The organism is Rahnella sp. 1L-D-7-B-C2 (assembly GCF_057290995.1).
The window spans coordinates 71703-93844 of record NZ_JBXAVQ010000015.1 but is presented as its reverse complement, the minus strand read 5'-3'; the positions used below and the strand labels follow the sequence as shown (position 1 = coordinate 93844).

Here is a 22142-nt window from a genome sequence, read left to right as displayed (position 1 = left end):
CGTTGCCATCAGACCCTAGCCGTCAGGCCGGAACCCCGAAGGGATTCCGCGAAGCTTACCGGCTTGCCGGTTAGCGCAGTCGGGCTCGACGACCGGCCGCAGGTCGGGAGCCGAAGGGGGCCATGCCCTGGGTGTGGATTTTATTGGGGTAACTGCATCGCCGGCCATCGATGACCAGGAAGAAGAGAAAAAGCCCGGAGAGGAAGAGACAGTAAGGGAAGAGAGAGACAAGCCCCCGACACATACCGGAGAAGAGGGGCGGCGCAGCCGCCTCCTGTCTCAGGAACTGGCGGGCGCAGCCCGCTGGGGATTTTTGCGGCATTCAGGCTACGTGCAGATATCCATCATTAACGGGCAGGGCATGTATCGCCCCGCCCTTTGTCTCAGCACACCCTGATTTCGCGATTGAAAACGACTCGGTAATCGGCGTGCCCGTCACCTTCGTGGAAGAGTTCCAGCCTGACAACATTGTTGGCTGCGTGGTTCATTACCATGACTTGTTCGACAGCAGCCAACAGTTCCAGACCGTCAGGCAGCGGGAACCAAAGATTTGAATTACTACCGGACAATGTCGGATGTGATACGAAATGAAAGCCCATGCCGGTATCGAGCATGGCAACAATCAACATGACGTGATCACGCGGAGTTTGCGTGTCGGCTGACAGAGGGTTTCCCCCCCATCTTTCGGAAGATTCAGGAGCGGCGGTCTTGACGTTTTGTGTGTGCATGGTGTTTCTCCTGGATTCATGGCGGGAGGATCCCGCCATTCCCACTAAACTTCTGTTGAACCAACCCACGAAGCGCCTAAATAGGCATCTGAGCCTTCCCCGTTATCACCCGGCTGAAAAGTGATTAACTGGTCATGCGTCCAGCCGTCCTGTGGTGCCTTCTGCCTGAATATTTCAGCCCCGTCGAGCGTTCTGATAATCAGGGTTTCATGTCGAACCGGCGTTAAAATGTCCGGCTCTCCTTTTGTCTGGTCGGTGATGTAATAGATCATTCTTTTTTCCTTAACTCACCAATATAAAATTCACTCCAACGGGGGGACGTTCCCGCCCTCGGTTGTTGGTCAAATTTCAATGCCTGACGCCTTAACCAACTTGTTAAACGCCTTAAAATGTTCAGCGTCGCACACAGAAATATGGCTTCCGGCCTTGGTCGTGCCTGAACTGAGCGTATAGCTGTATGCCATTTTCATTTGCTCAGGATACTTTTTACGAAACGCCTGCAACGCCTTTAGCGTCTCAAAACCGTAGACGTCATACTCTTCCGGTTTGCCACCTTTCACACCCTCGGCTAAAAGGATCTCGTATTTCTTACCCCATCTTTCAGTAGATTCAGGAGCGGCGGTCTTGACGTTTTGTGTGTTCATTCTGGTTGTTCCCCTTCGGTGGTTAGTCCATCTCTCAGTGAGTTCTTTCGCGGCAAGGGCAACGGAGTACCAACGCAGGCAGGCAACAAGGGGCGGAGACAACAGTTTTACGAGGCACGAGGAAAAGTTTTGGCGGAGTGCATTTCACCCCTTGGGGAATGACCAGGCGGTGCTACGTTTAAGCCCGAAGCGGAAGGGCTGGCTGAGCGATGGCTCGCCGGACAGCCCGGACAGAATGAACGCACCCGACACGACGGAACGGCGTGGCGACCTTGGCGGCCGATTTACCGGCCAGTGTCTGTGCGGCGGCGGAGCCGGCTGCGGGTGTTGACCTGGCCGTTGCCATCAGACCCTAGACGTCAGGCCGGAACCCCGAAGGGATTCCGCGAAGCTTACCGGCTTGCCGGTTAGCGCAGTCGGGCTCGACGACCGGCCGCAGGTCGGGAGCCGAAGGGGGCCATGCCGTAGGGGTGATCCGTCTGGGGGAAAATAATCATGAGAAGTTCGGAAAGTGCGATCACTGACAGAATGACGCGCAGCAGCTGCATGACGAATCAGAAGAGTTGCCCGGAGAGAAAGAGACAGTAAGAGAAGAGAGAGACAAGCCCCCGATACATACCGGAGATTAAGCAGAGCCGCCGCGGCGTAGCCGCAGCAGCCTGGCGGTTTATCTGTGTTTTTTTTCCAGGTCAGACAGGCGATTAGGAAGCATCAGTCGGTCAAGGTAAGTCTCAAACTCGCTTTGCTCATCAGCGTGCCGGTTAACTTCCAGCATCACTGCCCAAAGAGGTTCGTAGCGAACAAAGTAGCGGTCGAAATGCATCAGGCTGGGGAACCGAGAAATCCACGCATACACCAGCTCACCCAAATCGTGGAGATGCAATTCTCTGCGCGACCATGCCGAGTACCACGATCTGACCGTGCTCGGAGTACAAAACGCCAGTTCTATTTCGGCCTGTCCCAGCTGGCTCTCATAGTGCCGCCGCTTCATTTCCTCAGTCTTCGCTTCGACATTTCTTTTGCGGTTTGCGTTGAGAACGGCACGCTGTTCCCCGCGCTGCCGATCCATGTTATCGACTTCAGGAAACAGGCTGCGACCGACGCTGTCGGACAGGGGCGAAAGGCATGATGCCCCGCGCGTCGAAATCAGCACATCGATGGCGGCAAGATATCGCGCTTTACTCGGCCTCTTCCGGTCCTTGGGATCAAAGCACCCGTCTACCATGCGGATATCGTCTAAAGCTATCGCTGGCCTGCCCATAAACCGGAAAAAGGCGCTGGCATAGGGATACTTTCCCTGCCGGTGGGCGGTTTCACTGCGATTTTCAACATAACCGATAGCTTGCATAACCGCTCGGCGTTGGGGATGCAGGGGGACTAACGCGCGTGAGTTGGGGATCATACCGCCACCCCCGTGAATCGTAGCACCGCCGCGAGCCTGTCAGCGTCAGTATATCCGGCGTGGATATACTCATCGAGACGCCGAATTTCACGCTCAAGGTTCAAGACAGACACACTCCCGATATCCTCAGAGACGAACACCCACGCGACTGACTGACCGGCATTAAACAAAAGTCCCATCGTCCAGTACGGCGCATCGGAGCCGCCAAATCCGAATATGACCCTGATGCCGGATGCCGGAGTCAGCACGCAGCAGGTCGGCATAAACCCCTCTTCTTCAGGATCGGGCGCATCGACAGACCATGCGACCGGTAACTCTATATTTTGCAAAACAGAATCGGTAAACAACTTACCGACATTACCGTGCAGCCCCGCCAATACGTCCGCACCGGTTGGCTGGCAACCCACAATATTCGTGAGCAAAGCAGTTTGGGTATTTTTCATTATGTTATATACCGCCCTTTCGGGCGGTATCTCCGAATCAGGCGGCGTTTGCCGTGGTGTCAGTGGAAGGAAGTTCGTCCTGCGCGGTTTCTGTCTCCGTCACCGGTGCTTTCATCCACTCCGGCACCCAGCGGGTTTCCCCTATCGCTTTCTCGGCCAGCACGGCGGCTTCGCTCCGCTTGAGTTTCGCCGCCTCGACCGCTACGCCGCTGAGGCCGTTTTGGTTCAGCACGTCAACAATCTGATCTTTGCTGATTTTGCAGAAATACCCCGCTGCGGTCGGCTGCCACCAGTCGCGTAAGTCAAAATTCAGCGTACTTTCCAGCGAGTCCAGTGCGCTGTCCTTCGTTTTGCCGTAAATCCGATCCTGCACACCATCGATGCCAAACGCCACGCAGAATCCGAGCAACATCGACACGTCAGCCTGCTGCCAGTCGAGAAGCCACGTAAAGCTGGCTGTCCAATCTTCGGGAAACGTTGAGAGCACCCGCTCTTTTTCCTGCTCAAGCCACTGAAACGCTTTCCCTTCGTCACCGGAGAGTGACGCTGTCACCAGTGTGCCGCGCTCCACGGTCATATTTACTCTCAGCGGCGATGCCTTACCCAATTTTCCGAAAGCCGCGAGGCAGTATTTCCACGTCAGCAACGCCAAGCCGACGTTCGGCTGCTGGGAGAGCGCGGCTTGGACAGCCAGCGTTCTCTCGCTGGACATGGCGGTAACGAGGGTTGCGGAGACCTGATCCACGGCTTTTGGCGTCTCATTTACCAGCGTGACAACGTTTTCAACAGGCGTTTCCACCGGCTCAAGCTTGCACACACCGCGCTGGATATGCATATAACCGTTGTTATACGACACCACCACGCCGCCGGACGCTTTCTGTTCCTCCGTCCACCCCCGACTGATTGCGCGTTCTTCAATAGCGTCAATTTGCTCCTGATAAACGGAGTCATCTTCATCGGTTTCAAGCGCATCGCGCTGTTCGATCAGCACACCCTGCGCGGCCTCTTCCCCTTCTGCGTAGACAGGATCCGGCGCGTCCAGCAGGCGATACGCTGTGCGGTCATCGCCACGGGAGGTGATGCTGCTCCAGCGTGAGAGACTCCACGACCAGCCTTCCTGCGTCTGAATGGCCTGCGCCGCAGCCGCCAGTTTTTGCTCTGCCAGCGTGGTGAGCAGGGATTTGTCTGCGAGCGGCACAAACTCCATCTGCGCCTGCTCGAGCGCGGCCTTAAGTGCCTCGTTTACCGCTTTTGAAACTTTATCGCTGGATTTTTTAACGGCAGCTGCTTTAGTATTGTTGTCAGACATGATGTGACTCCTTGTTATAGATTGTCGTGCCGGTCTGGGAGCGTTCACCTCCCTTCCGGCGTAATGAAGCAGGGGAAACCCTGCTTTTTTATTGCCTCAATTTCAGTGCCTTACTCTTGTCCTTCTGTTGCCTCCCCGATGTATCGCTGTAAATCACCCAGAAAATCGCGTTCAAACGTCCAGCCCCGCCACACCAGTTCACCCTGTTTGCGGAGCGTGATCTGATGGTCGCCGTCGCGCGTCGGTTCGCTTTGAGACAGGGCATAGCCTTGCTTGAGGCGAGACTGCGCCCGAACATAAATGTTGTGTATCTGTAGAAGGAGATCGCCCTTGCTTTCCCCCCATCTTTCGGAAGATTCGTGAGCGGCGGTCTTGACGTTTTGTGTGTGCATGCTGGTCTTCCCCTCTGGTTTAAATGTCATCTCTCGGTGAGTTCTTTCGCGGCAAAGGGCGAAGTAGCAACGGCGCGCGTGGGAACGCAAGGGCGCCGCAGGCGTGCATTTCACCCTTGCGTTAACGCGGGTGACGGTGCTACACCCAGCCCTCCGCGTAAGGGCTTAACGTGAGATGGAAAACCTGAAACCGGCAGAATGCACACACCCGACGGCGAGGAACGAGGCGGCGACCTTAGCGGCCGGTTTACCGGCCAGTGTCCGTGCGGCGGCGAAGCCGGCTGCGGGTATTGACCTGGCCGTTGCCATCAGACCCTAGCCGTCAGGCCGGAACCCCGAAGGGATTCCGCGAAGCTTACCGGCTTGCCGGTTAGCGCAGTCGGGCTCGACGACCGGCCGCAGGTCGGGAGCCGAAGGGGGCCATGCCCTGGGTGTGGACTTTATTGGGGTAACAGCATCGCCGGCCATCGATGACCAGGAAGAGAAAAAGCCCGGAGAGGAAGAGACAGTAAGGGAAGAGAGAGACAAGCCCCCGACACATACCGGAGAAGAGGGGCGGCGCAGCCGCCGCCTGTCTCAGGAACTGGCGGGCGCAGCCCGCTGGGGTTTTTTAAGCGCGGCCTGAGCCTACAGTGATCACCTGCGTTTGAAACTGCCGCCCCGCGCGGGACGGCAACTCTGCGAAATCAGTCAATTGCCCCGAAAATCCTGCCACCCTCTGCGTGCTCCCCTGCGAATTCGCGCAGCTTGTAATAATGATGGGTCAGCGTTTCCTGTAATGCGTCATCACCTTTTTCATAACAATGATGAATTAATGCGTTAAGCGCATACATTGTTGCAATGATCCCCGCTGCATCACCTGAAACGCTTCCTTGGTAGTAGTTCGATATCACCGCCAGTTCGATAGGTTCATCAACTTGCGGTGCGAGATAGTGACCGCCACCTGACAAGTTATAAAACTGCCAATATGCGCCGTCGTAGTTCTCGCTGTTCTTCTTGAGCCAGTTATAGGCAATCTGTTCACCTTGCATAAACAGGCGACCAAACAGCGCAGGGAGAAACGCCAGACGACGGTTTTCTGACACCAGTGATGCGGTGATCGTACTGTCCTCAAATACTGTGCATGAGATGTCACTGCCACATCTTTCGGAAGATTCAGGAGCGGCAGTTTTGACGTTTTGTGTGTGCATTCTTCAGGTCCCCTTCAGGTTAAATGTCATCTCTCGGTGAGTTCTTTCGCGGCAAAGGGCGAAGTAGCGACAGCGGACGGTGACCAGCAAGAGCGCCGCAGGCGTGCATTTCACTCTTGCGGGGCGCTGGCCGGTGGTGCTACACCCAGCCCTCCGCGTAAGGGCTTAACGTGAGATGGATAACCGCATCCTGCAGAATGCGCACACCCGACGCGGCGGAACGGCGTGGCGACCTTAGCGGCCGGTATACCGGACAGTGTCTGTGCGGCGGCGAAGCCGGCTGCGGGTGTTGACCTGGTCGTTGCCATCAGACCCTAGCCGTCAGGCCGGAACCCCAAAGGGATTCCGCGAAGCTTACCGGTTTGCCGGTTAGCGCAGTCGGGCTCGACGACCGGCCGCAGGTCGGGAGCCGAAGGGGCCATGCCGTAGGGGTGATCCGTCTGGGGGAAAATAATCATGAGAAGTTCGGAAAGTGCGATCACTGACAGAATGACGCGCAGCAGCTGCACGACGAAAACAAAAGGTGACCTGGAAAATATGTATGAGCAGAAAGAAATCGCCACCCGTGAAGGCGGCGATATGAGACTTATTTGGCCATATTCATGATGATGTGATTGCCAGAAAAAATCGAAATGGACGGTGCTTCACCGCCGATCACATTGGCAACCATCAGCATCACAGTCAGGAAAATAGTTCGTAATTTCATGAGCTGCTCCACTTTTGGAGCTACGGGGATTTGATCAGAATGGGGGCTGATTAATCACCGGCGGTAGTGTCAAGTTACCAGCCTTTCGTAGCTAAATTGATGTTGGTATCCGCTGAACCCCATTCCAGATTTCCAGGTCTGCGGTGATACTCTCTTTTGCTGTTGTTATTACTTCGCTTATTTGTGACCCTTTACTTGCTCTTTTTTGAGGGTTAAAATCTCTGCGTCAAGTTACCAGTCTTTGTATCTGGGCACCGCGACATCCAGTCACGATGTTCACAAATCAACCGCCTTCCAGGGCGGTTTTTTTGTTTCTAAACATGCTAATTAGGCGCCTTTCATTTTTCAGCAGAACGTAATTCATTCATCCTGGGCTACATTCTAACCACAATGTGTCGGATTCATGCGCACGATAATTCTCGTTTTATTGACCGGGGACAAAGATTTTTTTCGGCGGAAGAAACCATGGACAAATGTAAATTTTGGCCCCATTTTTGCGTATTGTTTTATATGGCTATGAATGAAACATCGCCAATCCACGTTCTGGTTAAATTTTTCGAATTTCATACAATTTCATGCAGTTGGGGGGATTCTTGCCATCAGACCCTAGCCGTCAGGCCGGAACCCCGAAGGGATTCCGCGAAGCTTACCGGCTTGCCGGTTAGCGCAGTCGGGCTCGACGACCGGCCGCAGGTCGGGAGCCGAAGGGGGCCATGCCCTGGGAAGGAGTTGTCCTGGAGAAAATGATCAGGAGACGTTCGGAGAGTGATAACAACGACAGAATGACGCACAGCAGCTGCACGACGAAGAATATAAAAAGCCCGGAGAGGAAGAGACAGTAAGGGAAGAGAGAGACAAGCCCCCGACACATACCGGAGAAGAGCGGCGGCGCAGCCGCCGCCTGTCTCAGGAACTGGCGGGCGTAGCCCGCTGGGGGGGTTAAGCGCGGCAAAAGTCAGGGAGCGCCCCCCTGCCCACTTATGCCTGTTTGCGCACTTCATCCAATAACTCGGGATGGTGATCGAGTACGCGCAGGAGTTTGATAATAGAAGGGTGTGGCTGTGCCTTACCCTTTTCATAACGCGAAAAGGCATTCACGCCCCCGCCAAAAATCTCGCTGGCCTCTTTCTGCGTGAGTTCAAGTTTTTTACGCACCTGAATGATGTACTCAGGTTCGATGGTTTCCGCGATGACTTTGGCCTTAAATGACTTCACCTTTGCCATGTAGGCCATAGACTGCTCACGATCCATCACGACTTCACCACACGCCGGACAGTGGTCACCTTCTGCCTCGATAACTGTTTTACGGCCACGGAATGAGTAAGGGACTTTTTTGATACCAAACTCAAGTTCTGCACCGCCACAAACGGAACATTTCATATTACTTCTCCTTGAATGAGACGATCAAAACACCGTTACTGACCGTTAGTTTTAGATATACGTCACCACACGACAACTTCGGGCGGTATACGTCCTGCCAGACAGTATGATCATTATAGGTGGTCATACTTTTAAAAAAATCAGCTGCCGTTAATCCCAGGATCGCACTGCACATATCATCAAATGTCAGCCCTAAATCATCCGCGCCGTTGAGCGCCGTATTGGTGGCTTTCACCTTCCCTGCTGCAACAAGTCCCTGAACGATATGAAGGCGCGTATGTGGAGTTCTCTTTTCCATGTTCACTCGGATTATTGGTTTTTGAGAGGTAATTATAACCTCAAAGGTTAGTTTAGACTACAAATATAACCTTTGAGGTTAGTTTCAGGTGACACTATCCCCAGCGTGGTTCGACGTGGTTCGCCTTCATTGCATTTATACGCCGCACGGCTAACAGAGCCATCATCTCGCATTCTGCGAGTGATTCGGCATCATGCAGTGGCTGCACGCCCGCAAAATCTGACGACTCGGCAACGCGGGAATACAGCGAAAATGCGTGAACCCGCTCAGGCTCCGTTATGCTGTCTTCTAACGTGAATGTTTCTACATACTCGCCGTCATCGTAGATGGGGGCGATCTCCAGCTCGATGGAATAAATATGGTCATCGCCTAACACCGAATTGGTCTGGCAATTCCAGCCAACGGTGGGATCGGCGGATAACTCGTCGATCACCTCCTGTAAAAATGGCAATGCCTCAACGGTCTTAAGCAGGTTTTGCAGGTACTGCGCCGCATGGTTGCTGTAATACGCCACGTCCACAACACCGAGGGGAACAACGTTCATCGCGTTCACTGTCCGGCCTCCGCTAACAACGTGCGGTCGAGGACATAGGTAAAATGGTCAAAATAATCACAGGCCATCACCGGTCGTCCGTTAACAAACCACACCAAAATCCACGAAAGAGATTCTTCGCACCTGTACATCTCGGCCTGTGCGCCCGCCGGTAAGAGTCTCGGCTCGAATTTTTGGAAGAATGCCCCGTAGCAGAGGATGTGATAAACCAGATCGCCAAGCTGGGCAGGCGTACAGGTTACGGCCCCCGCTGCGGGGGCCTCAGTGCTGATATTTTGGTTAGAACTTACCGGTGTATTCATGATTAATTCCCCGCAGTCTGGTTTTTTACGCCGTAGCTTTTGATGTAACGGTTAAGCCAGAATCCTGCACCGGCCTCGAAATTCCACCCACGCCACACCATCTCGCCCCCCTCGCGCACGACAAGACGAAAATCCTTCCCGTTATCGTCTTCAATCGCCACGTTGCTGTACTGAGACGCGACGGCGGTTGCCTGTTCGCGGGTAAACTCACCCTCCTCCGGTAATACACATTCCTGATCGCACATAAGCCTTTCCTTTTCGTTTGGGGTTACACACATCACCCGTTGAGTTTCTCTTGTCGCGGTTTTGACGTTTGCGGGAACCTGCTGTTTGGACCCTTCTGGTATGCCATCACCCGTTTGAGACCCCTCGCCGCAAGGGCGTAAACGACACCGGCTGACGAAGATGACCAGGGCGAGCGGATAATTTTTGGAGGACTAACGAAGTGGCCGAGAAAAATTCTCCGCGAGTGTATTTACCCTGGGCAGCGAGGAGGACTGTGTCGGTATCAGCCCAGGCGAAGGGACTTAAACGGAATGAGGGTGCCGGAGTACCAATGAGCGGGGATCCGCCGCAACGCCGGAGCGCGACAGCGAAACGGGGGTGCGCCGAAAAGTGCCGGCGGTACTATCGCCGGTACGGTTAGCGCGCTGGCGTAAGCCAGCTGCATGTGTTGACGTGCTCCATCAGACCCTAGCCGTCAGGTCGGAACCCCGCAGGGATTCCGCGAAGCTTACCGGCTTGCCGGTTAGCGAAGTCGGGCTCGACGACCGGCCGCAGGTCGGGAGCCGAAGGTGGCCGGGAAAGATTCTACACGATCAAATAAAGGCCAATTTCCTCGTACAATTTGTCGTCGGTGATATGTCTCCATATTTACGGTTCACGGTGAACTGTATTAGAGTATTCAACCAGACTATATTTGAAATACTTTTGTAATTTTAACAAATAGTTATAGTAAACATACGTAATATCATTCTTTCTAGATAGGTCTTTTTGATGGCGTTACAACGCCATCACGAGATGAGATGATCCCTCCATCGAGACCAATCACTGAGGATAAAAAGTATGTTTGAGAAAATGGTATGTTTGGCCGAAAGGCTGGCAAAAGTTGCACCGGTTCTTACTAATCTGGTGTTATCTATTTCTACGCTGGGTATTGTATATCTCATTTTAAAATATTCGAGTCTGGGGTGATTGATGCTGTTTTGGAAAAAAATGCCCTCCCTATGGATTGGAAGCCGAATTACAGAATTCAACGATCTGGATACGGCAAAGGGCATTGCAGCATTGAAAATCTATATGGTTTTTTGCCTGTTTTGTAAAAAGACTGACTCAGGCATCAGAACTGTTGAACTCACCTTTAGCAACCTTTGCGAAACGGCATCACTGAGTCGTTCGTTGGTTAACGAAGGTCTCAAAATTCTTTATGCGAAAGAGCTAATCAAAAATGTCTCACCGACGGTCAGAAAAAAGATTTATACCGTCGATGTGCTTGAAGATCATAATGATGGCTGGTGTAAATTGCCCTATAAAGGCGTTGTCGGAAAAGATGAACAAATTAGTGCATTTCAGTCTATGCATAACAGGTATTCCTTTGAGCTACTGGCCTTGCAGGTTTACTTGTATCTTCTTTACGCTCGAGATAATGAAAATGAGTACACCCTGGCAAGAAAGCACACCATATGCAAAAAGTTGAATTGCAAGCTACCCGATCTGAACAAGGCGGTTTCCTACCTAATACTTATCGGGTTGCTTAATAAAGTGGTGAAAAAGTCACTCGAAAGCAAACCGATCGACATGTTCCACGACTCATGTTACTTCTACATGAAAACAGGCGGCGACCGTGCATTCACCTACAGAAAGCGTTTTACTTCCACGGTGATCCCGGAAGAAGACTTACCATTCTGAACCCACTGAGCTTTGTGAATGTACCCATTCAAACAAATTCACCTATTCCGATATCGGTAGCATTAACGCACGGCGCCGTAGGCGCAGTTCGTATGGCTACCGCCAGGCGAAGCCTGAAAGGGGGTTTCGCGCGATAACAGGCGGCTCCCCGCCCGTTTCTTACCGCTTACTTATCGAGTTTTTTGATCCCAGCCTGCTGAATAAAGGCACCGCCGAGATAGACCGCGTTCTGATATTTCAGATAAGCACAAATATCGTCCAAAATCTGTGTCGTATTGAGCGGGGATAATCCGGCCTCGCGGCGGCTCGCGTTAATCAACAATTTATAGTGTTTCAGCGTTTCGCGGGTTTCAGATGTCAGTTTCATTTTTTATCCTTACGGCAGGGTTTCCCCTGCCGGTGAGTGTGTCATTCAGAAAATACGTAGCCGTTTACTAAAACCAGCCCGTTCATGAACAGATCGCGCCCATAAGCTTCATAATCGAAATAGCTCAGCAGTGAATCCGGCATATCATTGAGTAAACCCGTTTCATCGGCATAATTGCGCGCGTAGTCTTCCTCACTTTCAGCCTCACCCTGATACGCTTCCTGAAACGCGTCATAATCACAGGCGTTGAAATACTCGGCCCATTCAACAAACGCCTCCCCCTGCCCTTCCTCCTTTGCCTGCCGGTAGGCATCAATAAAGGCCCAGTTCACATGACTTTCCGACGCCAGTCCGGACGGGATCCCTTCCCAGTCCTGAAACATCAGCTCCGGGTCTTCTTCATCGGCGTGCAGCTTGCTGCATGCCGCCAAAAAGTCTTGCTCGTCGTCAAACTCGGTCAGATCGAGCCATTTCCCGGCGATGCTGCCGCAGTTGTATTTGTGGTACGTACCGACGTACACGGCTGGTGTGGTTGTGCTCATGTGCCTTTCTCCGCTGGTTGTGGGATCACAGTTCCGGCTTACGCCGTGCCGACACGACAGACGGGCGCAAAGCGGAGGATGCAGGGGCGCTACCGGAGGCCGCAGCGCAAACGAAGGAAGGAGGTGGGCTGAACGGCGGGCGAGTGAATATTGAACGAGCACGCGACGGGAAGACCGCCGAGTGTATGAGTGCGAACGGGTGAGGATAGCGGCGAAGCGAACCCTTGCATACGCAGCGGCCCGTCTACAGTGAAGGCACGGCGTTAGCCGTCGCAGCTCAGGCTATCAGGGGCGTTTTTAGCCGGGTTGGTGCGCGGAAGCGTGGCAACCCCTGAAAAAGCGGAGTATCACGACATCCTTATCCGCAGTCCAAAAACTCCCCCCCGTCGCCGGCGGGGAAGCGCTTTATTGTTTGGCCAGCTCGGCGGCGTAACGGAGAGAATCCCAGTTGTAACCAATACTGGCATCGTGATTATCGGTGGCGATCTCCATTGCCCGGTGTATTTCCTCCGACGTTAGCGTTTCATCTACTTCAAGAAAGTCATCCTCAAGCCAGAATGTCCCGCAACAGAGCGTATCCGCAGGGTACGCCGACAGCCTGGACATAAAGCCTTCGACCGTTACCTCCCGATGGCTGTAGCCGTTCACTGCCGGCGTAAAGATTTCTCCCGCCACGTCACCCCAGCTCCAATCCTGCTGATCCGGACAGGGGCGAGTGACGTCCTGGGCGCAGATGCCCGGCACCTTTTGCAATGCCGTCGCGATCTCATCCAGGGTAATGCGATCACCGCTATCATCTTCACTGCCCAGATAGTAGCCATCCAGGTACAACGCCATCTCGCCGTTATCGAGAATCACTTTTGTGAGTTTGTGCATCAGAATATCTCCGCTTCAACGGCACCATTGCCGTGCCGCCACTAAAGACCGGCGGAAAGCGGAAGATGCAGGGGCGGAACGCAGGCCACAGCGCAGACGTTAACGGGCTGAATGCACCGTTAACGGTGAGAATGGGCGAGTATCCGGCAACGCGCACCCTTGCAGCTGGAGCGGCCGGTCTACAGTGAAGGCACGGCTTTGGTGCTTTCACATTTCAGCTACCTGGCTTTGTCCGTCTCCTTTGCGGCCCCGGCTCTGCCGGGAAATGCCGCGTGGCGTTTCTGGGAGACGTTCGGGAGTTCAACGCCCCGGACGTCTCCCCCTGAAAATAACAAGGCTCTTGCAGCCTTGTTATCCCAGCACTAATCCCGAAATGCGTGGTCCAGTTCGTTTACCTGCTGGTATATATCGAGGAATCTTGTGTTCATCTGGCTGATAATCTGTCCGGCCAAACGCTGTGATAATTCCTCACTGTTCCAAAACCAGGTTGATTCCATCGTGCGCAGCCGCTCACGAAGTTCAAACATGGTGTTCGCCAGCTGTGCAACGTCGGCCCGCAGCGCTTCATTATCCTGATAGTTCATCTTGTATTTCCTTTTGTCGTATTTAATGTCACGCCGCGCGCGCATTACGCAGCTCTGTCAGGCGGCGTAATCCGGTTGCGTGGTATTGTTCCATCAGCTCAATGCCAATCCAGCGTCGCCCTGCCTGCTCCGCCGCAACGCAGGTAGAACCGCTGCCGGCGAAAGGGTCCAAAACAATTGAACCAGGCTGTGTAAACGACTCGATCAACGGCCGCAGCACTGAGACAGGTTTTTCCGTCGGATGGTGGAGGTTGCCGGTGTACTGCCAGGGCATCACGTCAGGTAACGGTTTTTCGGGTAGCGGCGGGCGCCCTTTAGCAAGTACGTAAGCACTTTCGTGCTGATAACCTACGAACGCTGACTTTGAGGCGTAAGTTTTGGTGAAAACAATGTGGCCCACTACACGAAAACCTGCCGCTTTCCACGCCTGCATAAACAAATCCACCCGATTCCAGCCGTAGAAACTCACGGCCAGGCTGTTGGCTTTGAGCACCCGGAACATTTCTTTACTGACAGGCAGTAACCAGTCCCCTTGTTTGTCATTGGCAATTGAGCGTCCTGATCTGTCGGTAAACCCGACGAGATAAGGAGGATCCGTCAAAATAAAATCCACCGCATTAGCCGGAAAACCAGACATAACCTGCTCACAATCACCCTGAATAAATCGGGACATAGCGTTACTCCACATGGAATGCCGGGACCGGCCGGCGCCGTGCCCCCACGACAGACGGGCGCAAAGCGGAGCAGGCAACGTGCGTCAGAGGAAGCCGCAGTCGTGACGTGAGCGGGCTGAATGCACCGTGAACGGAGGGAAACGGGTGACGAGGACGGCGTAGCGTACACTTGCATGCGAAGCGGCCCGGCTACAGTGCGGGCACGGGGTCGGCGCTAAATTTTCAGGCAAAAAGGCAATGAAACATGATGTGTTTAAATGACAGCGGCACCGGCAGGTGCCCATAGATACGGAGCAAGGCGACATCCTAAGGCAGTAGCGTTCACCAAAAGGTGACCCTGCATTAAGAGTATTAAGAATGAAAAGACTTGAAGCGGAGTAGAAACGGGATAGTTAACTTAAATATCCCTTTCTCTTACAGTAGTAGTGAAGCTAGGGTTTGGGTTTTTCATCGAAAGCTAACGTGGCACCCACACACATCATTAGCGCAAACAGTACATGAAAGAGAGCCTTTAATAGCCCGTTTAGCTCGACGTTCATAGGTATAACAACAAACACTAAACTTCCAAGGACACATCTCCGCCCCACAACTTTCCGTTGTTCAGCTGAAAGGCGATCTATCCTGGTCAATCTCGACAGGGTGCCGATAATAGTTTTCCACATATTTATTCCTCAATAAAAAACCGGCGCGGCACCGGCTTTAAGTCAAGCTGAGATGCTTAAAACATCTTCTTCGCGTTATTTCGCGTAGCCTCTGTATTTTCCATAGCCCCTTCTCCTTGCCCCTGTCCTCGAGAGATTTCTTTCTTACCTTCTGTCTGCAGCTCAGACACTAAGTCTGATGGAAGCAACATCCTGAGGATCTGAATAACTTCTTCCCTGCTGGTTTTATCATTAAGCAACTCGGAAAGGAGGAACGGGATACGCCCTTCTACTTTCTGCAAGGCAAAACCTGCCAGCATCGCCGCGCGTTGGATCCGGCCCCTGTCACCCTGCGGGATACTATCCAATTGATCGCAGACGTACTTATCAGCCTCGAGCTTATCAGGAGACAGGTAAAATTGAATTTTGCGGCGATTATCCATGTTAGGTTATCCGATTGAAAACATGCCTGTGACCAGGTCAAATTGTGAGTCTGTTGTTTTAAAAAAACGTTCTTCACGAACGCCACAGTGGCGTTTTATAGCCTCTGCAATGATCTCAGCGCCGCCGCCGATAACCATAACATGACTGTACCCTTCGAATGAACTGACTGCCTCCAGCACTCGGTTAGTTAACTTCGCTTCAGATTCCCATAGGGCATCTTTGACCAAAGCCACTTTATCTGCATCGTTTACACGACTTTTAAGGTACAGATCGTCATTACGGTGGATGATGATATCGTCTGCCAAATAGCTGCTCCCCTGTGTTCTCGCTACGTTCAGAGCCGATTTCACCGCCTCAGTCATTAGCGAAACACCTAGCCGTGAATCTCCAAAAATTCGTGAGATACCTGACATCTGTCCCCTTACCTGCGAAATATCCAATGTCGTGCCCCCTAGATCCACAATCAGAAGTGAATCCAGTGGATTCAGCATGCTCGCAATATCAAATCCAGCAGGAATAGACTCAGGCATCACTTCAACACTGCGAATAGTGAAGACATCGTGCCCGTTAAGGGTGATCGGTCGCAACAAGTTGTCTTTTTTACGCTGAATATTCACTCTGTTGGGCTGGTTATTTATGTCGAAGTATTCCGCAAGTGGAAGAGAAACAACAATATCAACTTCTTGTGCAGCCAATCCTGTCTGCAGCAACGCATGGTGAACAGCTACAACATTTACATCGCTGTACTGGTAAGCCACGTTGGTGGTTTTAACTGCATCAGGACTGATCGGGTCAAACGAGTAGTGTTCTCCGTTCATTGTGTAGTTGAACACAGGGCGGTCCCCGAAAGGCACAACCCATTCGCGTTTAAAGCTGTTTGGACTCAAAAAGCGGAATTTTTCATCGCCTTCCTGCCACATGACTTTGATATTGGTAGAGCCGTCGTCAACGAAGATTTTCATTTCACACCCTTCTTTGAGAATTAATTGAGATAAATAAGAGATAACAATGGGAATATTACGCCTGGAATCTCAACAACACAACCCTAATGAGATATTTTTGAGAATTATATGAGAAAATAAAGAGAACTATAGACATTCCTAAGCATTTGTAATTTTTTAGTACTTGCTTTACTACTCAAGAACGATCGCCATATACTGTATATAAACACAGTATACGGACACTCTCATGCGCGTTGAAATCTTCACCCCCGATGTATCTGGCAAAGCCGTACTGCTACCCTTATTTATGGATAGAGTACCCTGCGGATTCCCCAGTCCTGCAAGTGACTACGTCGAAAAGTCGTTGAATTTAAACGATTATTGCATCAGACACCCTTCTGCGACTTTCATGATACGCGCGGAGGGGGCATCTATGGTTCTGGCAGGGATAAGTGATAACGACTTGCTGGTTGTAGACCGAGCGGAGACAGCAAGGCACGGCGATATCGTCGTCGCCGCTGTGGGAGGTGAATTTACGGTTAAACGGCTCTGCACACATCCGCGCTTATGCCTGGAACCTATGAACCCGGAATATCGTACGTTGTTTGTTGAACCGGATGATTTAGAGATATTTGGTGTTGTGATGTACGTCATTCATGGAACCCGGGGTTAACCATGTTTGCACTCTGTGACTGCAATAGTTTTTATGCCTCCTGTGAAATTTTATTCGCTCCACATTTGAGAGGCAGACCTGTTGGCGTCCTGAGTAACAACGACGGGTGCATTATCGCTAGAAATCAAGAACTTAAGAAATTAGGCATTAAAATGGGCATGCCATATTTTCAAATTAAGCCACTGATAAAACAGCACGGGATCGTGCTGTTTTCGTCTAACTACGCGCTATATGCGGACCTGTCAGCCAGAGTGCATACCATTTTAGATTCTATGGCTTTGAATTCAGAAGTTTACAGCATCGATGAAAGCTGGCTTGACGTAACTGGCATCGATGCCGTCACACCTTTTGAAGAATATGGCCACCAGATCAGAGATAAGGTAAAAAAGCATACTGGCCTGACCGTAGGCGTTGGCATATCGAAAACCAAAACCTTAGCAAAAAGTTGCCAGTGGGCAAGCAAGGCATATCCAGCGACTCATGGCGTTGTCGCACTCACGGAGGATGCAAGGATCCGCAAACTGCTGTCTTTACAGCCCGTGGAAGAAATCTGGGGTGTCGGTCGCAGAATAGGAAAACGGCTGAATCTAATGGGGATCAAGACGGCTTTACAGCTGGCCGATGCTGATATTCGCTTTATCAGGAAAAACTTCCACGTAGTTCTTGAGCGCACTGTCCGGGAGCTGCGCGGCGAGCAGTGTATTTCCCTTGAGGAAAACGTCCCTACCAAACAGCAAATCATCTGCAGCAGGAGTTTTAGCCAACGCGTAACAGACGAACAGGCTATGCGTCAGGCCGTATGCCAGTATGCAACGCGAGCAGCTGAAAAGTTGCGGCTGGAAAAGCAGTTCTGCCGGCATATCTCCGTTTTTATGCGAACATCACCTTTTGCCAATGATCCGCAAGCAAGTCTTTCAGGTTCGCAGCAGCTGGTTACTGCGACTCAAGATACGCGCGATATTATCGCTGCAGCTCAGAGCGTCGTCGACCGCATCTGGCAGCCGGGTTTTCGCTATGCCAAAGCAGGGATAATGCTCAATGACTTCTCCCCTACCCGCGTAGCTCAGCTATCACTTTTCGATGATCACGCCCCTCGCGCTGGCAGCGAGGCGCTAATGAAGGTCGTAGATAAAATCAATCAGGGAAGTTTAGGAAAGGTGTGGTTTGCTGGACAAGGTATCGAACAGTCTTGGCAAATGAAGCGTGAGATGCTTTCTCCAGCGTATACCACCAGGTGGGATGACTTACCTAGAGCAAAAATAGCTTAGTCGTATAAATATCAACTAGATATTCAAAGAATATCCAATAGGTATCTAGAAGATACCCATTAGATATCTTATGAATATGACTGGGAAGTAAATTAATAATGATCAGATAATTTCGCCTTAGCCGCTACCTTAGAACATTTAATGACCTACCATAGTCGTTCCTCTAAACCCTATCTCAAGGATTTTCGCCACTAATTCTGGGATATCTTCTGCAGAGTGCCGTTCAGGCATTTGTACGTTTTCGTTTAACGTATACCTAAGGATCTTGGGTTCCACATACTCTTCTGCATCCACGGATTCACGGAGACTCGCAATTCTTCTTTTCATCTCCTCATGGCATTTTTCGAAAGCCGCGTTTTCAAAAACCCGAACATCGATATTCACATCGCTCCTGAAAGTTCTTTTATCTGAAACAACTAGCGCAGCAGTTAATGACTTAGTCTGGGAGGATAGTTTGTGTTTGCAATCAATTTTTATACTTTTATTACTTTCTTCATTGAAGGTGATTGCAACGTCAATCAAACCCACATTTAAAACATTCTCTGAATCACTGGCAGGCTCGAATTTCCCCCCAAAAACATTCTCTAAACCTGTCTGTATTCCCGCAATCGCCATCTCACGTAATTCATTGATAATCGGGTTTCTTTTGGACTCATTCTCTTTTTTTCGAGTATCCAATTCAGTCTTTAAATCCTGCATTTCAAGAAATGATTTCTGCAGTTCTAAAAGCTCATTTAATGAGTAGTTCACTTCTACCTGTTTCATTTATTAAGTCCTTAAGGAAAATCTAGAAAACTAAAAGACATACAACAAATATCATTTAGATATACAATATATATCCATTAAATATCCAAAGATTTCAGTATTAATCTATAGCACCGTCGGTTTTAAGCTTCTCTCGCAAAGCTTCAATGATATAGCTACTCATATCCAAAGTAGTCTTACCTTCTTTCCTGAGTCTCTCATGAGCCTCAAAGAACGCAATCGGTACGGATCTTAGAGATTTTGCTTTATAACCTTCTGCTGTACTGGAAGCAGTGGATTTTAAAGGTGCATCGTTGCCGACTTTGTTGGCAACATCGTAAAGATTACGTTTTGGAAGTTTGGACATGCTTTACACCCGTATATTTATAGTAAATTCAAAGTACATCTTTTAAATATTCAATGTATATACAAAGAGTATTAATTAAGATAAAAGTGATTTAATTTCATTGGCAAGCAAGGTCAACTCTTTACCCGCTGGGCTGGAGCGCGTAGAGACAGACTCAGTCACACCAAGGCCGTACTCAAGAGATTCTGTATATCCTGCTCTGTAGGAAATTACGTTTGATAGACGTTTCAGGTGATGTGTATTCTCGAGCAACTCATCGATCTTTTCGAAGTTCTTACGACTCGGGTGAACCTTGCAAAGAAGCAGCCTTGCGTCTAACTGTTTATTAAGGCTTTTGCTCAATTTAGCCAATAATGAATCAAAACTTAAAAGTCCAATACGTTCAGTGATCGTGTCATTGGCTGGAACTATCAAAAGGTCTGCCAGACTTATAGCCGTCTGAGTTAAATCAGAATCAAATCCACCGCAGTCAATGAAGATATTCTGGCCTTTATCATCAGCTTCACTCATTGCTTTCAACAGATTTTTTTTATCCTTGCATACAATGACAGGAAGCATTTTATCGTCAGGTCTCATTTTGTTTATGACGCTGAGACTTTCATGAACATCCAGGTCGATGATCAAGTCAGGCTTCATTTCACCAATCAGGTTCATGGCAGAAGTTGTCTTACCAACACCACCTTTATTATGGGCAATAACAACAATACTCATTGTGATTTCTCCAGATACTCATTGAATATTCATTAAATATACAATGCACATTCTTAAATTACAAATGATATGAAAAAGATATCCAATAAATACTCATTGGATATTCAAATCAAGCGATAACGGTGAGCGTTATGTGTGGGCGATTTGAACAACATAAAAATTCTCAGAGCAATGTTGGGGCCTAAAACCCTGAAGCAGCGCCTAGCAAGATGCCTAAGCAACGTTGGAGTACAGGAAGAATACTTGTTCGTGCGAACGGCTGGAGCGAGTGGTAAATAGAACCAAGTTAATGATGGAGTTACTCTCTTTTCTTCGCAGAGTCATAGTGAATTGCTGGACATAGTGAAGTGGTCAACAAAAACTGGCCACAGTTTTAGAGTTTTTCCAGAACAATCGCTCTGACTCATTGGGTGTTAAGCCACCGTTATATTGGTGGGGTCTGAGCTGGCTGTAATAACCAATGATGTAATTTGTTATTGATCTATTTGCTTCGCTAAAATTAGCGTATCCACAGTTCGGTACCCATTCTGATTTCAGGCTGCGAAAAAATCGTTCCATTGGGCTGTTGTCCCAGCAGTTTCCACGGCGACTCATGCTTTGCTTTATACGATAACGCCACAGTAACCGTCTGAATTCCCTGCTGGTATAGTGACTTCCCTGGTCAGAATGATACATAACGTCAGCCGGTTTCCCCCTGGCTTCCCAGGCCATCGTTAATGCTTTTCCTGTCAGACCTGAGTCCGGAGAAAACGACATCGCCCAGCCTATTGGCTTGCGGGAAAATAAATCCAGAACAACCGCCAGATAAGCCCAGCGTTTGCCCGTCCAGATGTAGGTCACGTCGCCGCACCAGGTCTGATTAGGTTCCGTTACTGCAAACTGGCGATCCAGATGATTAGGGATATCCACATGCTCTTTTGTGGCTTTTTTGTAGCGATGATCCGGTTGCTGGCAACTCACAATATTCAGCTCTTTCATTATCTTACTGACCCGCCAGCGACTCAACGGAACACCTTTTGCGCTGACCATATCGGCAATGCTCCGGGCCCCCGCAGAGCCATTACTGGCATGATAAACTTCACGAACCAGGCTTAGTATAATGATGTGTTTTGCATCAGGTTTCTGCGGTCGGCTTAGCCAGTACCGATAGCTACTGCGATGGATCCCGAACACATTGCAAATAAAGGCAACAGGAAACCGCGTCCTGAGTTTCTCAACTAACGAGAATTGTTCAGGGAGTCTGACATCAAGAGCGCGGTAGCCTTTTTTAATATATCGTTTTCCATTTCAACACGTTGCAGTCGTTTTTCTAATTCACGAATGCGAAGTTGCTCAGGCGTCATCGGAGAGGCCTTTGGGGATTTCCCTGCGCGTTCTTCTTTAAGCTGGCGAACCCATTTATCCATCGTGGATTTACCGACATTCATTGCCGTTGCAGCGGCGGCAACGGTGTAGTGCTGATCGAGTACAAGCTGGGCAGCTTCGAGGCGAAACTCGGGGCTAAAATTACGTCTGTTACGTCCGGTCATAATGTCACCTGTTTTGACTATGAGGCGATGATATCACCTCTATTCAGGTGGCCAGATTTAGTATTCCACTTCAATAGATGACCGTGGGTCGCATGTGATGGACATCACAGCACGAGATTATGGTGCGATTCTCAAACGTCCTCAGAACCGACTGAAGAGCGTTCAAAAGCATAAGCTTTGCCTGCAACAGATTTTAGATACTGGCCAGTTTCTTTTTTAGTGGGATATGTAAGAACTGATAATCCAAGCCTTATCCAGGTAGAGAACGCTTAAGTGAGCAACGATAAACTTTAGGTGTTTCCCAACACCATGATTATTAACAGTAATTCATCTCATGTTTTTACATTATTGCCATTTACTTACTATTTTAAGAATCCCTTCCCTGGCAGACCGTCCTTTTTGAGACAATTTCTCAGCAATAAAAGTGTTCCATTCGCAACGTGCCGTTGCGAAACAATCACTATAGGTACTCCAGCTCAATCTCAGCCGCACCTCGGAGTTCAACTTTAGGTATTTCCCACACAGC

At 50.4% G+C, this 22142-nt stretch carries 29 protein-coding genes; 4 read left to right on the top strand and 25 right to left on the bottom strand.

Going from position 1 to position 22142, the window contains the following annotated elements:
• Positions 1 to 383: 383 nt before the first annotated feature.
• The 3 genes from AC0Z7K_RS19565 to AC0Z7K_RS19555 form a co-directional block, all read right to left on the bottom strand.
• Entirely contained in the window at positions 384 to 728 is a 345-nt protein-coding gene (locus AC0Z7K_RS19565) for a hypothetical protein (protein WP_119823480.1), read from the bottom strand.
• A gap of 44 nt (positions 729 to 772) precedes the next feature.
• Positions 773 to 1000 carry a hypothetical protein gene (locus AC0Z7K_RS19560; RefSeq protein ID WP_119823483.1) on the bottom strand — a complete coding sequence of 76 codons (228 nt, stop codon included), beginning with the start codon at positions 998 to 1000 and terminating at the stop codon, positions 773 to 775.
• A 69-nt stretch (positions 1001 to 1069) separates the two neighbouring features.
• Positions 1070 to 1372, bottom strand: a complete 303-nt coding sequence (locus tag AC0Z7K_RS19555) for a hypothetical protein (protein ID WP_119823485.1) — start codon at positions 1370 to 1372, stop codon at positions 1070 to 1072.
• Between the two features lie 169 nt (positions 1373 to 1541).
• On the opposite strand from AC0Z7K_RS19555, the gene AC0Z7K_RS19550 reads away from it, so the two are divergent.
• Positions 1542 to 1703 carry a hypothetical protein gene (locus AC0Z7K_RS19550; protein ID WP_485615560.1) on the top strand — a complete coding sequence of 54 codons (162 nt, stop codon included), beginning with the start codon at positions 1542 to 1544 and terminating at the stop codon, positions 1701 to 1703.
• Positions 1704 to 2039: 336 nt separating this feature from the next.
• Here the strand turns inward: AC0Z7K_RS19550 and AC0Z7K_RS19545 are convergent, their stop codons facing one another.
• The 11 genes from AC0Z7K_RS19545 to AC0Z7K_RS19495 all read right to left on the bottom strand — a co-directional run bounded on the left by AC0Z7K_RS19545 (position 2040) and on the right by AC0Z7K_RS19495 (position 9592).
• Positions 2040 to 2720, bottom strand: a complete 681-nt coding sequence (locus AC0Z7K_RS19545; RefSeq protein WP_485615559.1) for a plasmid SOS inhibition protein A — start codon at positions 2718 to 2720, stop codon at positions 2040 to 2042.
• 50 nt (positions 2721 to 2770) lie between these two features.
• A complete protein-coding gene (locus tag AC0Z7K_RS19540) occupies positions 2771 to 3217 on the bottom strand; it encodes a conjugation system SOS inhibitor PsiB family protein (protein ID WP_485615557.1) in 447 nt (148 codons plus the stop codon).
• Between the two features lie 37 nt (positions 3218 to 3254).
• Positions 3255 to 4526 carry a hypothetical protein gene (locus AC0Z7K_RS19535; protein WP_485615556.1) on the bottom strand — a complete coding sequence of 424 codons (1272 nt, stop codon included), beginning with the start codon at positions 4524 to 4526 and terminating at the stop codon, positions 3255 to 3257.
• Positions 4527 to 4636: 110 nt separating this feature from the next.
• Positions 4637 to 4918, bottom strand: coding sequence for a DUF905 family protein (locus AC0Z7K_RS19530; protein WP_485615555.1), 282 nt, complete (start codon positions 4916 to 4918; stop codon positions 4637 to 4639).
• A gap of 686 nt (positions 4919 to 5604) precedes the next feature.
• The gene (locus AC0Z7K_RS19525; RefSeq protein WP_119823499.1) at positions 5605 to 6108 is read right to left on the bottom strand and encodes an antirestriction protein; all 504 of its coding nucleotides are present in this window, start codon (positions 6106 to 6108) and stop codon (positions 5605 to 5607) included.
• 110 nt (positions 6109 to 6218) lie between these two features.
• A complete protein-coding gene (locus AC0Z7K_RS19520) occupies positions 6219 to 6416 on the bottom strand; it encodes a hypothetical protein (protein WP_485615554.1) in 198 nt (65 codons plus the stop codon).
• Positions 6417 to 7792: 1376 nt separating this feature from the next.
• A complete protein-coding gene (locus tag AC0Z7K_RS19515) occupies positions 7793 to 8194 on the bottom strand; it encodes a type II TA system antitoxin MqsA family protein (RefSeq protein ID WP_013578313.1) in 402 nt (133 codons plus the stop codon).
• Position 8195: 1 nt separating this feature from the next.
• Positions 8196 to 8492, bottom strand: coding sequence for a type II toxin-antitoxin system MqsR family toxin (locus AC0Z7K_RS19510; RefSeq protein ID WP_013578314.1), 297 nt, complete (start codon positions 8490 to 8492; stop codon positions 8196 to 8198).
• Positions 8493 to 8586: 94 nt separating this feature from the next.
• Positions 8587 to 9036 (bottom strand): hypothetical protein, encoded by a 450-nt coding sequence (locus AC0Z7K_RS19505; protein WP_485615553.1) that lies wholly within the window; start codon positions 9034 to 9036, stop codon positions 8587 to 8589.
• Positions 9037 to 9041: 5 nt separating this feature from the next.
• Complete coding sequence (locus AC0Z7K_RS19500) at positions 9042 to 9347, bottom strand: hypothetical protein (RefSeq protein ID WP_119823503.1); 306 nt, start codon at positions 9345 to 9347, stop codon at positions 9042 to 9044.
• Between the two features lie 2 nt (positions 9348 to 9349).
• Entirely contained in the window at positions 9350 to 9592 is a 243-nt protein-coding gene (locus AC0Z7K_RS19495; RefSeq protein WP_056777926.1) for a DUF905 family protein, read from the bottom strand.
• 952 nt (positions 9593 to 10544) lie between these two features.
• Between AC0Z7K_RS19495 and AC0Z7K_RS19490 the strand changes: the two genes are divergently transcribed.
• On the top strand, positions 10545 to 11255 hold the full coding sequence (locus tag AC0Z7K_RS19490) for a hypothetical protein (protein WP_485615552.1): 711 nt from the start codon (positions 10545 to 10547) through the stop codon (positions 11253 to 11255).
• Between the two features lie 166 nt (positions 11256 to 11421).
• Here AC0Z7K_RS19490 and AC0Z7K_RS19485 read toward each other — a convergent pair whose 3' ends face one another.
• The 7 genes from AC0Z7K_RS19485 to AC0Z7K_RS19455 form a co-directional block, all read right to left on the bottom strand.
• Positions 11422 to 11622 (bottom strand): hypothetical protein, encoded by a 201-nt coding sequence (locus AC0Z7K_RS19485; protein ID WP_485615551.1) that lies wholly within the window; start codon positions 11620 to 11622, stop codon positions 11422 to 11424.
• Between the two features lie 41 nt (positions 11623 to 11663).
• Positions 11664 to 12164: an antirestriction protein ArdA gene (locus tag AC0Z7K_RS19480; protein WP_485615550.1), complete on the bottom strand. Its 501-nt coding sequence runs from the start codon at positions 12162 to 12164 to the stop codon at positions 11664 to 11666.
• A 405-nt stretch (positions 12165 to 12569) separates the two neighbouring features.
• Entirely contained in the window at positions 12570 to 13040 is a 471-nt protein-coding gene (locus AC0Z7K_RS19475) for a hypothetical protein (RefSeq protein WP_485615549.1), read from the bottom strand.
• Between the two features lie 362 nt (positions 13041 to 13402).
• Entirely contained in the window at positions 13403 to 13624 is a 222-nt protein-coding gene (locus tag AC0Z7K_RS19470; RefSeq protein ID WP_485615548.1) for a hypothetical protein, read from the bottom strand.
• Between the two features lie 28 nt (positions 13625 to 13652).
• Positions 13653 to 14297: a DNA methyltransferase gene (locus AC0Z7K_RS19465; protein WP_485615547.1), complete on the bottom strand. Its 645-nt coding sequence runs from the start codon at positions 14295 to 14297 to the stop codon at positions 13653 to 13655.
• A 719-nt stretch (positions 14298 to 15016) separates the two neighbouring features.
• The gene (locus AC0Z7K_RS19460) at positions 15017 to 15382 is read right to left on the bottom strand and encodes a plasmid partitioning/stability family protein (RefSeq protein WP_056777907.1); all 366 of its coding nucleotides are present in this window, start codon (positions 15380 to 15382) and stop codon (positions 15017 to 15019) included.
• 6 nt (positions 15383 to 15388) lie between these two features.
• Positions 15389 to 16345 carry a plasmid segregation protein ParM gene (locus AC0Z7K_RS19455; RefSeq protein ID WP_485615546.1) on the bottom strand — a complete coding sequence of 319 codons (957 nt, stop codon included), beginning with the start codon at positions 16343 to 16345 and terminating at the stop codon, positions 15389 to 15391.
• A gap of 226 nt (positions 16346 to 16571) precedes the next feature.
• Here AC0Z7K_RS19455 and umuD point away from each other — a divergent pair, with 226 nt between their 5' ends.
• Complete coding sequence (gene umuD / locus AC0Z7K_RS19450) at positions 16572 to 16997, top strand: translesion error-prone DNA polymerase V autoproteolytic subunit (RefSeq protein ID WP_056777947.1); 426 nt, start codon at positions 16572 to 16574, stop codon at positions 16995 to 16997.
• A gap of 2 nt (positions 16998 to 16999) precedes the next feature.
• On the top strand, positions 17000 to 18265 hold the full coding sequence (gene umuC, locus AC0Z7K_RS19445) for a translesion error-prone DNA polymerase V subunit UmuC (RefSeq protein ID WP_485615545.1): 1266 nt from the start codon (positions 17000 to 17002) through the stop codon (positions 18263 to 18265).
• A gap of 138 nt (positions 18266 to 18403) precedes the next feature.
• Here umuC and AC0Z7K_RS19440 read toward each other — a convergent pair whose 3' ends face one another.
• From AC0Z7K_RS19440 to AC0Z7K_RS19425, 4 genes are all read right to left on the bottom strand, one after another.
• A complete protein-coding gene (locus AC0Z7K_RS19440; protein ID WP_485615544.1) occupies positions 18404 to 19030 on the bottom strand; it encodes a hypothetical protein in 627 nt (208 codons plus the stop codon).
• 100 nt (positions 19031 to 19130) lie between these two features.
• Positions 19131 to 19376, bottom strand: a complete 246-nt coding sequence (locus AC0Z7K_RS19435; protein WP_485615543.1) for a chaperonin — start codon at positions 19374 to 19376, stop codon at positions 19131 to 19133.
• Between the two features lie 75 nt (positions 19377 to 19451).
• The gene (locus tag AC0Z7K_RS19430) at positions 19452 to 20087 is read right to left on the bottom strand and encodes a ParA family protein (RefSeq protein WP_485615541.1); all 636 of its coding nucleotides are present in this window, start codon (positions 20085 to 20087) and stop codon (positions 19452 to 19454) included.
• 351 nt (positions 20088 to 20438) lie between these two features.
• A protein-coding gene (locus AC0Z7K_RS19425) for an IS3 family transposase (protein ID WP_485615539.1) occupies positions 20439 to 21616 on the bottom strand; the annotation gives its coding sequence in 2 pieces (ribosomal slippage) (positions 20439 to 21358 and positions 21358 to 21616; 1179 coding nt in all).
• Positions 21617 to 22142: the final 526 nt, after the last annotated feature.